Source organism: Vibrio sp. 10N.247.311.12 (assembly GCF_041467515.1).
GTDB classification, from domain to species: Bacteria; Pseudomonadota; Gammaproteobacteria; order Enterobacterales; family Vibrionaceae; genus Vibrio; species Vibrio crassostreae_C.
Map to the genome: position 1 here is coordinate 1 of NZ_JBFSUV010000038.1, position 15,281 is coordinate 15,281.

Annotated in this window: 13 protein-coding genes and 1 riboswitch; of the genes, 4 read left to right on the top strand and 9 right to left on the bottom strand. The window is 43.6% G+C overall.

All coding sequences use genetic code 11. The features are described from left to right. Positions 1–692: 692 nt before the first annotated feature. Positions 693–1,145, top strand: coding sequence for an RNA-binding protein (locus AB6E30_RS16250; RefSeq protein WP_017061054.1), 453 nt, complete (start codon positions 693–695; stop codon positions 1,143–1,145). Here the strand turns inward: AB6E30_RS16250 and murI are convergent. Genes murI through btuB form a run of 3 tightly spaced genes read right to left on the bottom strand, consistent with a single transcriptional unit; the run spans position 1,108 to position 4,506 of the window. Next, complete coding sequence (murI, locus tag AB6E30_RS16255; RefSeq protein WP_017061053.1) at positions 1,108–1,914, bottom strand: glutamate racemase; 807 nt, start codon at positions 1,912–1,914, stop codon at positions 1,108–1,110. The genes AB6E30_RS16250 and murI overlap by 38 nt on opposite strands. Before the next feature lie 60 nt (positions 1,915–1,974). Further along, entirely contained in the window at positions 1,975–2,640 is a 666-nt protein-coding gene (locus AB6E30_RS16260) for an adenine nucleotide alpha hydrolase (RefSeq protein WP_136977508.1), read from the bottom strand. Positions 2,641–2,688: 48 nt separating this feature from the next. Continuing rightward, positions 2,689–4,506 carry a TonB-dependent vitamin B12 receptor gene (gene btuB, locus AB6E30_RS16265; RefSeq protein ID WP_017070283.1) on the bottom strand — a complete coding sequence of 606 codons (1,818 nt, stop codon included), beginning with the start codon at positions 4,504–4,506 and terminating at the stop codon, positions 2,689–2,691. A 39-nt stretch (positions 4,507–4,545) separates the two neighbouring features. After that, positions 4,546–4,751: riboswitch (cobalamin riboswitch) on the bottom strand. Positions 4,752–4,905: 154 nt separating this feature from the next. Here btuB and trmA point away from each other — a divergent pair. Continuing rightward, positions 4,906–6,015, top strand: coding sequence for a tRNA (uridine(54)-C5)-methyltransferase TrmA (trmA, locus tag AB6E30_RS16270; protein ID WP_017061050.1), 1,110 nt, complete (start codon positions 4,906–4,908; stop codon positions 6,013–6,015). 80 nt (positions 6,016–6,095) lie between these two features. Here the strand turns inward: trmA and AB6E30_RS16275 are convergent, their stop codons facing one another. Together AB6E30_RS16275 and fabR are read right to left on the bottom strand one after the other, a co-directional pair. Beyond that, positions 6,096–6,467 carry a YijD family membrane protein gene (locus AB6E30_RS16275; RefSeq protein WP_017061049.1) on the bottom strand — a complete coding sequence of 124 codons (372 nt, stop codon included), beginning with the start codon at positions 6,465–6,467 and terminating at the stop codon, positions 6,096–6,098. Then, positions 6,467–7,108, bottom strand: coding sequence for an HTH-type transcriptional repressor FabR (gene fabR / locus AB6E30_RS16280; protein WP_010438693.1), 642 nt, complete (start codon positions 7,106–7,108; stop codon positions 6,467–6,469). The genes AB6E30_RS16275 and fabR overlap by 1 nt, the downstream gene beginning before the upstream one ends. A gap of 327 nt (positions 7,109–7,435) precedes the next feature. Here fabR and sthA point away from each other — a divergent pair, with 327 nt between their 5' ends. Beyond that, positions 7,436–8,836 (top strand): Si-specific NAD(P)(+) transhydrogenase, encoded by a 1,401-nt coding sequence (gene sthA / locus AB6E30_RS16285; RefSeq protein ID WP_017061048.1) that lies wholly within the window; start codon positions 7,436–7,438, stop codon positions 8,834–8,836. Positions 8,837–9,019: 183 nt separating this feature from the next. On the opposite strand, the gene dinF is transcribed toward sthA, so the two are convergent. The 4 genes from dinF to AB6E30_RS16305 form a co-directional block, all read right to left on the bottom strand. Further along, on the bottom strand, positions 9,020–10,375 hold the full coding sequence (gene dinF, locus AB6E30_RS16290) for an MATE family efflux transporter DinF (protein WP_017061047.1): 1,356 nt from the start codon (positions 10,373–10,375) through the stop codon (positions 9,020–9,022). 117 nt (positions 10,376–10,492) lie between these two features. Further along, positions 10,493–11,371 (bottom strand): class I SAM-dependent methyltransferase, encoded by an 879-nt coding sequence (locus tag AB6E30_RS16295; RefSeq protein ID WP_372104418.1) that lies wholly within the window; start codon positions 11,369–11,371, stop codon positions 10,493–10,495. A 97-nt stretch (positions 11,372–11,468) separates the two neighbouring features. Next, on the bottom strand, positions 11,469–12,089 hold the full coding sequence (gene lexA, locus AB6E30_RS16300; RefSeq protein WP_019820514.1) for a transcriptional repressor LexA: 621 nt from the start codon (positions 12,087–12,089) through the stop codon (positions 11,469–11,471). Positions 12,090–12,183: 94 nt separating this feature from the next. Then, positions 12,184–12,546 (bottom strand): diacylglycerol kinase, encoded by a 363-nt coding sequence (locus AB6E30_RS16305; protein WP_017061045.1) that lies wholly within the window; start codon positions 12,544–12,546, stop codon positions 12,184–12,186. Between the two features lie 220 nt (positions 12,547–12,766). On the opposite strand from AB6E30_RS16305, the gene plsB reads away from it, so the two are divergent. Further along, a complete protein-coding gene (gene plsB, locus AB6E30_RS16310; RefSeq protein ID WP_017071790.1) occupies positions 12,767–15,190 on the top strand; it encodes a glycerol-3-phosphate 1-O-acyltransferase PlsB in 2,424 nt (807 codons plus the stop codon). Positions 15,191–15,281 lie beyond the last annotated feature (91 nt).

Below are 15,281 nucleotides of genomic sequence, written 5' to 3' on the forward strand. Positions count from 1 at the left end.
TGTTAGGCCTGCCGCCAGCGTTCAATCTGAGCCATGATCAAACTCTTCAATTTAAGATTTTGTCGGCTCAATGAATACTGACTTCAAAACTACAAAAAGTAATTCTAAAGCTATTATCTTTCCAACAGAAAGATAATGAATTGACTGTGCCAAATACCTTCTTTCTACAAGAGAAAGTAGTTATTCGTATTGGTCACTCAGTTCATTGAAACCAAAGTTGATTCCGAGGAATCTGTTTTACTTCTCTTAATTAAAAGAGAAGATAAAACGTTTTGATATTCATCAACGAGTGCCCACACAGATTGATAGGTTTAAATTGTTAAAGAGCGCTAGCGTTTTGTGATTCACATCTCAGTCGCTAGGGGTGCGTACTATACCTGCACCACTTTGAGAGTCAAGGGTTATTTTCAAACTCTTTTTCTCTACCGATTTCGCTGTGTGACTTTCGTCTCACTCCGTGTCGGTGAGGCGGCATTATAGAGAGATTGAGATGGAGCACAAGGGCTTTTTGAAATAAAAGTTTTGTTCGCCTAAAAAGCCACCAGATCCGCATTTTTCGAATAAAAACTAAACATTTGAGACGTATCACAGCAATACATTGGAAAAATGGAAGCCATGAACGTAAGATTCATGTGTCTATTTTGTTAATGGTAGATGCGTCTATTTCGTTTATTAATATGTAGTATTCCGATATGAACTCAAAAAAATCGATGTTGTTAATTGTCGCACTGGCTGTATTAGGCGGCATTGTTTTCTCTCAGGTAGATATATCGCCTGCAATTACCTTTATCCTTGGTGTCTTGGCTTCCGCTTTTGTTGTTAACTTTTCAAGCACCGACTCAAAATCAGATTCAGAACCTAAGGCTTCAACCAAAACACTTTATGTGGGTAACCTTCCATACAAAGCGAACGAATCACATGTACGTGAATTATTCTCAGAGCATGGTGAAGTATTTGCAGTACGTTTAATGAAAGACAAACGTACTGGTAAAAGAAGAGGCTTTGGATTTGTTGTTATGGCAAGTAATGATGTGAATCATGCAATCTCTGCACTTAACGATAAAGATTACATGCAACGCACTTTAAAAGTACGTGTTGCAAATGATCCTAAACATCCTGAAGCGGACGAATCTGAACTGAGCTAAACCCTAACTGCTTTAACATACTATTTAGTGCACTTTCTTTTTTAGGAAGTGCACTACAAAAAACTTCACGTACTCCCCCTTCTTTATTAACGCTTTCCAAACCCAACAAATCTTGAACCCGCTTAGCTATCGCTTTACCAGAATCTATCAGCACTACACTTTCACCTAGTACTTGTTGAATCTCTGATTTGATCAATGGGAAATGAGTACATCCTAATACAGCCACATCAATTGTGTTGATCATCGGCTGAAGGATTTGCTGTAACTCTTCAAGGCTAATCTCCTCGCCTCTGAGTTTATCTTCGGCCATATCCACCAGCCGAGTAGAACCCAACAGCTCTACTCTTTTATTACTCGAGAAGTTTTTGATGAGCTCGTGTGTGTATTCACGAGTAATCGTCGCGGGAGTCGCAATAAGGCCAACCGCTTTATTAGCCAGTAACGAAGCAGGTTTGATTGCCGGGACTACGCCGACAATAGGGATAAGGTTATTAGCGCGAAGTGTCGGCAGGACTATCGTACTGGCCGTATTACAAGCTATCACCACGATATCAATAGCGTGACTCGCCACAAAACTGGCGACGATACTTTGGACTCGCTGAATGAGGACTTGCTGATCGAGCTCACCATAAGGGTAAGCCTCGTTATCGAATACATAGATATAGTTGTGATTGGGTAGTAACTGGCTTATCTCTTTATATACAGACAGACCGCCAACTCCAGAATCAAAGACCAATATGTTTTTTTGTATGCTTTCCGACACAACCATTACCTGTAATAAGTTCCGCAGCAATGATACCCCTTCACCTAGTTTTCGCCAATCATCACTCTACATAATGCAAGCTCGGTAGCGTTGATGCCCAAAGCGCTCACCCTGCTCTACATTTTCTAGCTCTATCTTAAGCTTACCTTTAAAGCATGGCGCTGACGTGACTAAGGTATGGAACTCACCATCTTCTCCACATGGGTCGACGTGACTTGGCAAACTGTCTATTAGTTCAGGCGTGTATTCTTTCCCGCAATAGCTCATGTCTAATGCATCGCTATCAACTGTGACGAGAAAGGTTTCGATTCCTCTATTTATGATTTCTTGAGCCAGAGTTTGGCTACTCTCTCCCATTAGTGGAAACACACACTCCCAGCCAGCCGGTTCTATATAGCTTTTTCTATAGTCGGCAATGCCATTGCAAAACATATCGCCAAATGCGACCGCATCAATTGATAAGCAAGACCCTTCCAATGCTGAGACAATCGTACTTTGGTAAATCTCATTGCTCGGGAACACTTCAGGAAGCTCTATGGTAATGAGTGGCAAACCGATTAATTGTGCCTGCATGGCAACGACATCAATAGGAGTTACCTGGAAAGGGACTTCATCTCCAACATAGGTAGTATAAAGAGCAACAACTTCATACTCAGCACTCTCAAGCAAACGCTCTAGGGTTAATGTAGAGTCTTTGCCTGACGACCAACTTATGACGACTTTCTTTTTCATTGATATACCCAATAAGAAAAAACCGCCCGAAGGCGGTTTAGGTGATAATTAGAATTGGTAAGTAGCATTCACGTAATATGTACGCTCTGGTGATGGGTATCCACCAGCAGTCTCGTACTCTTCGTCAGTTAAGTTATCCACTCGACCATTTAAAGTAAGGTTTTCATTCGCATAGTAGTTCACTGAAACATCAAACAAGCTATACGCTGCGAGATCTTCAGAGAAGTCCGGTCTCTCACCTACATATTGGAAACCTAATGAAACATCAACATCATCGAAACTAGCCACTGCATTATACTTGTAAATCTTCTTAGCTCGGCGTATCAGTTGCTCACCAGATTGATCTTCTGGGTCTTGGAAATTAGCGCTCACTTGGTGGTTAATAAAGCTAGTATCAAATCCAACGACCATTTCCACACCACGTAATTGGCTTTCGCCATCGGTATTGTAGTACTTACTTGTCGCGTAGTTGTAATCAATTAAGTCTTCGACGTTCGTGTCATAGCCAGTAATCGACCAATCAACATCCTTGATTAAGCCACCAAAAGTCAGTTCAAATGAATCTGCCTTTTCAGCTTCTAACTGTGCATTACCGTAGTAGCTATATAGTTGATACAAGTTAGGTGCTTTGAAGGATGTGCCATAAGCTGCTTTTACAACAAGCCACTCAGCATAACGATAGCCTAACCCTGTGTTGTAAGTAGTTTCTGTACCAAACTGCTCATTGTCATCAACACGAAGACTCAGTTCTCCGAACACTTTATCCGCATCTGCGTTTAATGCAGCGAAGTACGCAACATTCGTTCTGTCGTATTCAGTATTCGAAGGCTTAACAATATAAGCCTCATCACGCCAATCTACACCACCACTAAGAGTCAGTGACGACGTTAGTTTGTATGAATTCACCCATTGAACATTTAGCTGTTCAAGCTCATCAGATGTTGCTGACGCTGAGTTCTTGCCTAAAGACTGTTCGTAGTTCCAGTTATCTTGATTCTGATAGTTAACTAAGAAATCAGACTTAAGTTCACTGCCACTATATTTAACACCAGTAGCAAAGGTCGAATTTTGAACTTCAGCTTCTTTGTAAGAATGGTCTGTACCAAATGAACCATCGTACTGAGAAATGGTTTCAAACATACGGAAATTCGCGAAGCCACTCCATTGCTGATCAAAATTATGAACATAACCAATTAGAGCATTGCGTGATTCAAAACCATGGCGATCACCATCATTAACACCTGGTAATGGATGAACGTTGTATCCCTCATCGGAATCGTAACCAACAGATACGTTCAAGTGACCATTTTCACCGACCTTAGTACCACTAACAAAGCTCAGCTCTTGGTAATCTAAGCTTCCTAAACCTGCACTAACTGCCGTTTTTTCATTGTCAGAGTTTGCAACAGTAATAATGTTGATAACACCGCCGATAGCTTCTGAGCCATACATAGCGGCACGAGCTCCTCGAACGTATTCCACTCGGTCAACGAATGTAATTGGTAACTGGCTAAAATCGACACCACCCTTTGCAGCTCGCGCAAAACGAATACCATCAATGAGAACAAGCACTTGATCAGAGTTAGCACCACGAACAAAGATCGAAGCTTGCTGTCCTCGGCCTCCATTTTGTGAAACCTGAATACCCGTCAATCGTCTAAACACATCTGTTAGAGACTTAGCTTGAATTCGATCGATATCTTGGCGTGTTACTACTTCAACTTGAGCGACAACACTTTCCGTGCTTTGCTCAAAACGGTTAGCCGTAACCACCATGGTTTCGTCGGCAGATGCTTGTTGGGCGTGTAAATTGGAGATAGGTGAAAGCAGCGATGCTACAGCAACCGCTAAAAGGGATTTGTTCATGTTGTGATCCTAAATCGCGTAAATTCCTACCAAACCACATGTCATGGTTTAGCCGCTGGCAGGTATTCGGACTCAAGAGCACAACCCTTATGGTTACCTAATATTCGACTTCCCACAAAAAGCTATTTGCAGTGTCTTATGAATACTCGTTCTCTTTTACCGCTGCGCGTCAGTTCTGGATTTACACCAGATTCCCTCTTCAGCCATCTATACATCTAAATGACACCAGCTTGCCGAAGATAGTATTGACCTATGAATCATTTGTCTAGTCTAAGATAGTTATAAGCTATAGTTTTCATGGTCGATTTACATTGAATGGCTCTCAACACTGGACAAGCGCCTGTGATTGAATAAAATCTGCGCTCTTGATTTAAAAGCACGACAGCAAAAGGCATAACAATGGCGAATTTAGATGTAAACCCGCAACGCTACCAAGAACAACTGGCAGAAAAGACAGAGCGTCTTACAGAAATGTTCTCAGAATATGATGTGCCTGAACTGGAAGTGTATGAATCTCCAGAACAACACTATCGCATGCGTGCTGAGTTCCGCGTGTGGCATGAAGGTGACGATATGTATTACGTCATGTTCAATCAAGAGACTAAAGAAAAATACCGCGTAGACCAGTTCCCTGCAGCTAGCCGTCTTATCAATGACCTAATGCCTCTATTAACAGATGCAATGAAGGACAACCACTCTCTGCGCCACAAGCTATTCCAAGTAGACTTCCTTTCTACGTTAAGCGGCGAAATTTTGGTGTCATTGCTTTACCACCGTCAATTAGGTGAACAGTGGATTCAAGATGCTAAAGCACTTAAGCAGCAATTAAACGATGAAGGTTTTAACCTAAACCTGATTGGCCGTGCGCGTAAGATGAAAATCGTACTGGACCGCGACTACGTAATTGAAAAGCTAGATGTGAATGGTGATAGCTACATCTACCAACAAGTAGAGAACAGCTTTACTCAACCCAACGGCAAAGTGGCAGAGAAAATGTTGGAATGGGCTGTCGATTGTACTCAAGACAGCAAAGGCGACTTACTTGAGCTTTACTGTGGTAACGGTAACTTCTCATTAGCGCTAGCACAAAACTTCGAGCGTGTACTGGCAACTGAACTGGCGAAACCGTCAGTAGAATCTGCGCAATACAACATCGCTGCGAACAACATTGAAAATGTTCAGATCATCCGTATGTCTGCAGAAGATTTTACTGTAGCAATGGAAGGCAAGCGTGAGTTCCGTCGTCTACAGCAAGCGAACATCGATCTTAAGAGCTACAACTGCAACACTATCTTTGTTGATCCACCGCGTTCAGGTATGGATGTTGATACTTGTAAGATGGTTCAAGGCTACGAGCGTATCATGTACATATCTTGTAACCCTGAAACATTGAAAGAGAACCTAGACATCCTAAGCGAAACGCACGACATCACTCGTTTTGCTCTGTTTGACCAGTTCCCTTACACGCACCACATGGAAGCTGGCGTATTCCTAGAGCGTAAAGCGTAAGTATCGCTTTCAGGTCTAAGCCAAACAGCAGATACAAAAAAACGAGCCCATTGGCTCGTTTTTTTAATTTCTAAATCAGCTTAAGCAGTTTTGCCGATAAAGCCGAGTTTCTTACCTACCCATGCAAGAAGCAACATCGCGACAATAATCGCAAAGAAGTTTGAGCCAGCATCAGGGTGTTGTGCCTTCACAAAAGCCGAGTGGCCAAATGCACCTACAAAGAAACAAGCCAAACCTACTAGTGGAATATCTTCAGATACTGGGTTAGTTAGGTACTCTTGGTAAAGTGCTTGTACAGCCAAGACTAAAGCAATCAGTGGGAAAATAGAGAAGCCCACTTCGCTCATTGTTACCCAAGATAACAGAGCATCACCACACACACCGGCAATAACAGCAAGTACGAGTGTCTTTCTTTCTGAACCACGGTTTACAGTATTATTTTCATTCGACATTATTCAATCCCGCCTTTTAATCGGTTACGTTCACGTTCTTTACGATACCAAAAAGCCCCTTTGGCCATCATTCGCAATTGCATGATCAAGCGTTCAGCCAGTTCATCTCGCTGACGTCGATCTAAATCTAATGCTTCTGCCCCTGAGTTGAAGACCAAGATAACGGAGGCTTCAGCTTGAGTAAAAGCTTCGTCTCGTGTCATGCCAGTCGTTATCAAATATTCGGTTAACTCAGCAGAGAAGTGCTGTATCTCACGAGCTACCGCTGCACGAAACTCAAATGAAGTTCCTGAGCGCTCTCGCAATAACAGTCTGAATACGTTAGGGCTGCTTTCAATGAATTCCATAAAGGTTTCAACCGATGTACGAATCACACTGCCTTCTTTTACTATGCGTTGCCTAGCTTGACGCATTAACTGGCGCAGCAGTAAGCCACCTTCATCAACCATGGTTAAGCCAAGCTCATCCATGTCTTTGAAGTGACGATAAAAGGAAGTCGGTGCTATTCCAGCCTCACGAGCGACTTCTCTCAAGCTTAGATTGGAAAAACTACGATCGGCGCTGAGTTGGCTAAATGCTGCATCGATTAAGCTGCGACGAGTTTTTTCTTTTTGCTGTGCGCGAATGCCCATTGGTTTCATACTTTATCAATTTCTTCTTTTACAGCCTAAACAGGCATGTCTAATACTCTATTCAATATAACGCGAATCACTTATTTATATAAGGCACTCTGGTTATATAAGACACTAAACATACCTCTTTGTTCACGTACCGAAGTAAATACGTTCGAAGAAAAAATTTCAATATCCACGCTGTCATTTGGAGACATACGACATACCAAATATTATTTTTTCGATAACACTGCGTGATCCCACCGACTCTCTGATGCCCTTTTCATGTACCCGAGAACAGAATCGGTTAAAATCTCGCTAAAGCAATGTTAATCAAATATAACAAGGAAGATATCTATGCCGCACTCCAACCACTTTGATGTAATCGTAATTGGTAGTGGCCCCGGAGGAGAAGGGGCAGCGATGGGATTAACCAAAGCCGGGTTGAACGTTGCAATCATTGAGAAAGAGAGCAGCGTTGGTGGTGGTTGTACTCACTGGGGAACAATTCCTTCAAAAGCACTGCGTCATGCCGTAAGTCGTATTATCGAATTCAACAGTAATCCGCTGTTTTGTCAGAACAACAAAAGCATACACTCAACGTTTTCTAACATTTTGGGGCATGCCAAATCGGTTATCGACAAGCAGACTCGATTACGCCAAGGCTTCTACGACCGCAACCAGTGCACGTTGGTCTTTGGTACTGCACGTTTTATCGATACCAACACTGTCTCGGTAATGCAAAGCGATGGCACTGAAGAACATTACAGTGCAGACAAATTTGTTATCGCGACAGGCTCTCGCCCTTACCAACCAGATAACGTCGACTTCCTGCATGAACGTATCTACGACAGTGACTCGATTCTTTCTCTTAAACACGACCCGCAACACATCATCATCTATGGTGCTGGCGTTATTGGTTGTGAATACGCGTCGATTTTCCGCGGTTTGGGTGTAAAAACCGATCTTATCAATACTCGTGACCGTCTGTTGTCATTCCTAGACAATGAAACCTCAGATGCACTTTCTTATCACTTCTGGAACAGCGGTGTCGTGATTCGCAACGATGAAACCTTTGAGAAAATTGAAGGCACTGATGATGGCGTGATCATTCACCTAGAGTCAGGTAAAAAGATGCGCGCTGATTGCCTACTGTATGCCAATGGCCGAACGGGTAATACCGATAAACTGAACCTTGGTGCTGTTGGCTTAGAAGCGGACTCGCGTGGGCAAGTCTCAGTAAATACCAATTACCAAACCAATGTTGACCATGTTTACGCTGTCGGTGATGTGATTGGCTACCCTAGCCTAGCAAGCGCGGCTTATGACCAAGGTCGATTTGTGGCTCAAGCAATTGTGAAAGGTGAAGCTGAACGCCACCTTATCGAAGACATTCCAACCGGCATCTACACCATCCCGGAGATCAGTTCTGTTGGTAAAACCGAGCAAGAACTTACCGCAGCTAAAGTACCGTATGAAGTAGGACGTTCTTCATTCAAACACCTAGCTCGTGCTCAAATTGCGGGTAAAGACATTGGTAGCTTGAAGATTCTGTTCCATCGCGAAACCAAAGAGATTTTAGGTATCCACGTGTTTGGTGAGCGTGCCGCTGAAATCATCCATATCGGACAAGCGATCATGGAACAGAAAGGTGAAGCAAATACCATCGAGTACTTTGTGAATACAACCTTTAACTATCCAACGATGGCGGAAGCTTATCGTGTTGCAGCACTCAACGGGCTTAACCGTTTATTCTAGATAAAGAACCAATAGGAGTATTTGACCACCCATAGGCCAAATACATAAACAGCAAGCCACGCGCTTGCTGTTTTTATTTAAAACACTGAATATTAAGGCATTGATAGTAATTAGATCATGATGTTCTAAATACCCCTTTACCTGTACAGCCTCATTTACTCTCCACAAACAGACCCCTCAGAGCTAAGCGAGAAACTCCCCTTTCTTCCACTGAGAAACAAACAACACACCAAGACCAATTCCGCGCATTGCCATAAAGCTCAGCATCGCTAACCACAGTGCATGGTTCTCTAAACCTGATGCTAAATAGAAAATCGCGAAGAAACTACAGGTCGCAACAAACATACTATTGCGCATATCCTTGCCCTTGGTTGCTCCAACAAAAATACCATCCAACAAGAAGCACCACATAGACACCAATGGCATTGCGATTAACCACGGTAAATACACCTCGGCTTGACTCTTCACGTCTGGGATTGTGGTGATCATATTGATTAAGCTCGAGCCAACGAGTGCGAACACTATGGTCAGTACCAAACAAATATTGAAGCTCCAGAAGAAAGTTCCAATCAATGACTGGTTCAGCTCATCTTTGTCTTTCGCGCCTATCGCCTTACCGACCATCGCTTCCATTGCGTAGGCAAAGCCATCCATCCCATAAGAGATGATCATCAAGAAACTCATCAACACGGCATTGGCCGCAACAACATCATCGCCAAAGCTTGCACCTTGGAAGGTCATGAAAGTGAAAGTCGCTTGTAGGCATAATGAACGAAGAAAGATATCGCGATTCAATTTCACGAAACGACTCAAACCTTGGCTGGTTTTCTTAAGCAGATCCCATGGCGATGGTAACTGCTTCTTCGCCCAGATTCGGTAAACACAAATTAGGCCAAATGTTAGACCGGCATAATCAGCCATTACAGATGCCAATGCAGCACCTTCCACTTGCCACCCTAAGCCGATAACAAAAACGATATCCAAAACGATATTGGTGATATTGGTGATGATCACCATCCACATTGGCGCTTTGGCGTTTTGAGTCCCGAGCAGCCAACCTAGAATCACAAAGTTAGTCAGCGCGGCAGGTGCACTCCAAGCGCGGATTGAGAAATATTGCTGACCATAGTGCTTAACTTGATCACTGGCGCTACTCAATGAGAAAACTAAATCGGCGACTAAACTGTGTAAAAGCAAAAAGACACCAGCAAACCCTAAGGCCATGGTCACGCCTTGCACAAAAACTAAGCCTAGTTGCTTGCCATCATTCGCACCATAAGATTGTGCAGCTAGCCCTGTTGTCGACATACGCAGGAAACCAAGCAACCAAAAGGTCACGCTGATCATTGTGCCGCCCAGCGCCACACCACCTAAATACCAAGAGTGCTCTAGGTGACCGATAACCGCCGCATCGACTAAGCCCAACAGTGGAACAGTAATATTAGAGAGAACCATCGGGATCGCGAGCAACAGCACTTTTTTATGCATCGCCTGATTGGATAGCGTTTGAAAAATAGTTTGGGGATTAAATAACTTCACGATCACCTCTTAGATTAGAGGCGATAGTTTAACCTAGTGGGTGGGCTTTCACTATGTTGTGGAATTTTACTTATACCGGCTATGTACTCAGTTACTCGAAATACAGAACCACTAGGGTTACCACTTAACGAGCACTAACTGCGGCGTTAAACGCTTTTTGACCTGAGAGATCTTACAAAGAAGTCGCTGCCACAATTTCCAACGGTTGCATTTTTGGTCTAGTGGAGAAAACGCTTTTACCCATTGTGCCCATGGCAGCCAATTAAGAACGCTGTCTATTGGTGAAGACAACCCATGAGCATACTTTCCTGAACCAAGCTTTTGTCCCAACGTACTTGAGCTTTTATCTCCAGCTAAGACTAAACACGCATGTGCATGAGTAAAGTAGCGGCTCAAAGACTGAATGAAGTTCGCGGTCTGTTGTTCATTACAATCCAGCAAAGCATGTTCACACACCACCATCACCGAGGCTTGTTCTGGAATATTAAGTTCATCCAACCAAGTTAGGTCATCAACAGAGCCACACTCTAAGCGATAGCGTTCATTTTTGTGGAACAAGCGTTGTCGCCAAAGCAGATTCTCGGTTACATCTAACTCAACCCAATGACAGCGGCCATTATCTAAACGGTAGAAACGGGTATCGAGCCCTGCTCCCACGTTAATAATCCAAGCATCTGGGTTATGAGATAAAAACTGTTGAACTTGAGAATCACAAAGTTGAGTCAGTGTCGCGTAAAGGAGTTGCTGTTGGTCGAGTTCACCGGTAAGACATTCTGGTGCGAGCTGGCAACGCTTGCAGGCTTGAGCTGCGATAGGATCATAAACGAGACCATCATCGGCTAGGCTTTCACGACTACGAAACCAAAGATGTTGAACGAGGTTGGTCGGAACTTGGAATTCTTGATGTACAGACCCTTGTTCAGAAGAAGCCTTTTGAACAGAGGAGCGCGGCTTACGAGTAAGCGGCTTCATTTGAGGTTTGGTTGGGTTTGGCATCATCATCTTCCTTGTATCTCGACAAAGAAGATGATAATGAATATCAATTACAATGACAAGTTATTGAGAATAAATATCAATAAGCTATTTGTACTGACTACATCCAGTCGGTGTTGCGAATAATACCAACCGCAAGCCCTTCAATAGACAAGTGTTGAGATTCTAGATCGACATGGATTGGAGAAAACTCTTCATTTTCAGCATGTAACAGAACCGTTGAACCTTTACGTTCTAGGCGTTTTACCGTTACATCATCATCGACACGAGCCACTACAACCTGACCATCGCGTACATCTTGTGTTTTATGAACAGCTAATAAATCACCATCCATAATACCGATGTCTTTCATACTTTCGCCATTTACACGAAGTAAGAAGTCAGCTTGTGGTTTAAACATGCCTGGATCAACTTGGTAATGCATTTCTACATGCTCTTGAGCCAAGATAGGCTCACCAGCGGCAACCTGACCGATTAATGGTAAACCTTGCTCTTCGTTTGCTGCATCTTCAAGCAAAATACGAATACCGCGAGACGCACCCGGGATAATCTCAATCGCTTCTTTACGAGCAAGAGCTTTCAAATGTTCTTCTGCAGCATTAGCAGAACGGAAGCCTAGTTCACGCGCGATTTCTGCACGTGTCGGTGGCATACCGGAATCTTCGATCTTACCTTTGATAAGGTCAAAGACTTGTTGCTGGCGGGGCGTTAACGGCTTCATGATTCACCTGTCTTTTTATACAGTTGACTGTGAGTATATCCAGTAACTGAACAAAAGCAAAGCAATTGGTTGTTTTTAGTTCATTTTTAGCAAATTACAAAAACAGGATCTCTAGCCACACATAACCTGCGAGTGCCAAACAGATGAAAACTGCTGCCGAACCGACATCTTTAGCCATCCCAGAAAGCTCATGATGTTCACTGCCGATTCGGTCGACAACCGCTTCAATCGCGGTATTGATTAGCTCGACAACCATCACCAATACCACCGATGAGATCATTAAGATTCGTTCAACTTGGCTTACATCTAGGTAAAATGCCAACGGAATAAGCACGACCGCCATGAACACTTCCTGTCGAAATGCAGCCTCATTTTTAAACGAACTCGTAATGCCTTGCCATGAAAAGCCTGCTGCTTTGATGATGCGTTTGAATCCGGTGTTTGATTTTTTGGTCATTTTTAACCCTATACTCAATCAGTCGATGAATGATTTTCCACAAACTTAACGGCAATATGACTATTTCCATTAAAAGGTTAGACCAGTTTCTGGTATTCTTGCATCGATTAAATTTACGCCTAGGCTTATCCCTATTTCACTCATAGGATTTATCCTTTTTATCAGAGAAATAGAGATACGCTTCAGCACATTGAAATAACTATTGAGGCAGTGAACCTATATGTCTTCTGGACAATCTTTTTCACGTTCATTAATGAAGCTACCTTTATCCGTATTGGTAAAGGGCACATCAATTCCTTCAAACCCTGTTGAGGATTTGAACATTGATTTGAGCAAACCTATTGTATACGCCTTACCGTTTCGCTCAAGTGTCGACATTCTTACATTGCAAAAACATGCACTTGAATTAGGCCTACCTGATCCGTTGAGCAAGCTTGAAATCAACGGCAAATCACTGCAACGCTACGTTTTCATCTCTTCTCGCAAAACTCTGCTGCAAGACGATGATTATGTACCAAGCTCTTCAATTGAAGTGTTCTCTGAATTGCTTTCACTGCACGCCGACGACTCTGAACTCGATGTTCAAGTTATCCCTGCTACCGTTTTGTGGGGGCGCAAACCTGGTAAAGAGAATAACCAGAAGCCTTACCTACAGGCAATGAACGGCTTAGAGAAATCAAAAGCGGTATTGCTAGCCGGTCGTGACTGCTTGGTTCGCTTTAGTCCTGTGGTTTCTCTGCGTTACATGGCCAACTCACACGGCACCGACAGCACCATCGCGCACAAACTGGCGCGCGTGGCACGTATTCACTTCTCTCGCCAAAAGCTTGCAGCATCAGGCCCTAACCTGCCAAGCCGCCAAGCTCTGTTTGATCGCCTGTTAAAATCAGAAGCGATCAAAAAAGCGATTGAAGACGAAGCACAAGCAAAGAACATCTCGATCGAGAAAGCGAGCAAAGAAGCTCAAGACATTATGGACGAGATTGCTGCGAACTTCTCTTACTCGCTGATCAAGCGTGGTGAGAAGATTCTTGGTTGGCTGTGGAATAAGTTGTACCAAGGCCTGCATATCAGCAACGCTTCAACGGTTCGTAAGTTGGCTCAAGATGGTCACGAGATTGTTTACGTGCCTTGTCACCGTAGCCACATGGACTACTTACTGCTTTCTTATGTGCTTTATCATGAAGGCATGGTGCCGCCGCACATCGCTGCGGGTATCAACCTGAACTTCTTCCCTGCCGGTCCTATTTTCCGTCATGGTGGTGCGTTCTTTATTCGTCGTAGCTTCAAAGGCAACAAGCTGTACTCGACGATTTTCCGTGAATACCTAGCGGAGTTGTTCGCTAAAGGTTACTCAGTAGAGTACTTCAGTGAAGGTGGGCGTTCTCGTACAGGTCGTTTATTGCAAGCGAAGACCGGCATGTTGGCGATGACTATTCAAGCGATGCTGCGCGGCATGAATCGCCCGGTGACTTTGGTTCCTGTGTACATCGGCTACGAGCACGTGATGGAAGTGGCGACTTACGCAAAAGAACTTCGTGGTAAGCGTAAAGAGAAAGAAAACGCGAGCTTAGTGATTCGTACCATTCGTAAGCTGCGTAACTTTGGTAAAGGCTACGTGAACTTCGGTGAGCCAATTCAACTGAACCAATACCTGAATGAACACTCACCTGAGTGGACCAAAGACATCGACCCAATGGGCACTAGCAAACCACAATGGATGAACCCGGTGGTTAATGACTTGGCGACCAAAATGATGACGCACATTAACGATGCGGCAGCGACCAATGCCCTGACCCTTTGTGCAACGGCACTATTGGCTTCAAGACAGCGCGCATTGTCTCGTGACTCTTTGGTTTCTCAGATTAATTGCTACCTGTCTCTGCTTAAGAATGTTCCATATTCGGCAACGTTCACTGTGCCAAAAGACAGCGCTGAAGATTTAGTAAAACATGCTGAATCACTGAACAAGTTCTTGATTGAATCAGACTCAATGGGCGACATCATTTCGCTAGACCGTCACCAGTCAATTCTGATGACCTACTACCGAAACAACATCATTCACTTGTTTGCTCTGCCATCGTTAATTGCACAGATGACTATTCGTCAACGCGGTTTATCAATTGACGCGATCCAAGAGAACGTTGCTGCTATCTACCCGTTCTTGAAGAAAGAGCTGTTCCTAAGCTACGACGAAGACAAGCTTGAAGGCGTGGTTTCTAACATCATTGAAGAGCTGGTTAACCAAGGTATGCTTGTGGTTTCTGATAATGAAGTCACCATCAACCAATCAAACAGCCAAGCACTGATGCTGTTAGGTCGTACGATTTCAGAAACGCTACAACGCTACTCTATTGCTTTGAACCTGTTAGCAGAGAACCCTGATCTGGATAAATCCGATCTTGAACAGAAGAGCCAAGACATTGCACAGCGACTTGGTCGTCTGCAAGGCATCAATGCACCAGAGTTCTTCGATAAAGGCGTGTTTGCGTCGATGTTCGCAACTCTGAAACAACAGCAATATCTGGATAACGATGGTAACTGTGATTTAGACAAGACTCAGCAATTCGCTAAGCTTCTCTACTCAATGCTTTACCCTGAAGTACGTTTGACGATTCAAGAGAGTATCCACCAAGCGGAGTAATCATCAGCTTGGTGTCTCTTGAATAGCGAGGCCAAACGCGATCAAAAAAGGCACCCAATGGGTGCCTTTTTCTTTAGCATTCGTTAACTCG

Bases quoted from the DNA above. Each gene is read 5' to 3' on its own strand.
- plsB (WP_017071790.1), top strand. From the start codon at position 12,767: ATGTCTTCTGGACAATCTTTTTCACGTTCATTAATGAAGCTACCTTTA.
- AB6E30_RS16250 (WP_017061054.1), top strand. From the start codon at position 693: ATGAACTCAAAAAAATCGATGTTGTTAATTGTCGCACTGGCTGTATTA.
- AB6E30_RS16260 (WP_136977508.1), bottom strand. From the start codon at position 2,640: ATGAAAAAGAAAGTCGTCATAAGTTGGTCGTCAGGCAAAGACTCTACA.
- btuB (WP_017070283.1), bottom strand. From the start codon at position 4,506: ATGAACAAATCCCTTTTAGCGGTTGCTGTAGCATCGCTGCTTTCACCT.
- sthA (WP_017061048.1), top strand. From the start codon at position 7,436: ATGCCGCACTCCAACCACTTTGATGTAATCGTAATTGGTAGTGGCCCC.
- AB6E30_RS16295 (WP_372104418.1), bottom strand. From the start codon at position 11,371: ATGCCAAACCCAACCAAACCTCAAATGAAGCCGCTTACTCGTAAGCCG.
- AB6E30_RS16275 (WP_017061049.1), bottom strand. From the start codon at position 6,467: ATGTCGAATGAAAATAATACTGTAAACCGTGGTTCAGAAAGAAAGACA.
- trmA (WP_017061050.1), top strand. From the start codon at position 4,906: ATGGCGAATTTAGATGTAAACCCGCAACGCTACCAAGAACAACTGGCA.
- murI (WP_017061053.1), bottom strand. From the start codon at position 1,914: ATGGTTGTGTCGGAAAGCATACAAAAAAACATATTGGTCTTTGATTCT.
- AB6E30_RS16305 (WP_017061045.1), bottom strand. From the start codon at position 12,546: ATGACCAAAAAATCAAACACCGGATTCAAACGCATCATCAAAGCAGCA.
- lexA (WP_019820514.1), bottom strand. From the start codon at position 12,089: ATGAAGCCGTTAACGCCCCGCCAGCAACAAGTCTTTGACCTTATCAAA.
- fabR (WP_010438693.1), bottom strand. From the start codon at position 7,108: ATGAAACCAATGGGCATTCGCGCACAGCAAAAAGAAAAAACTCGTCGC.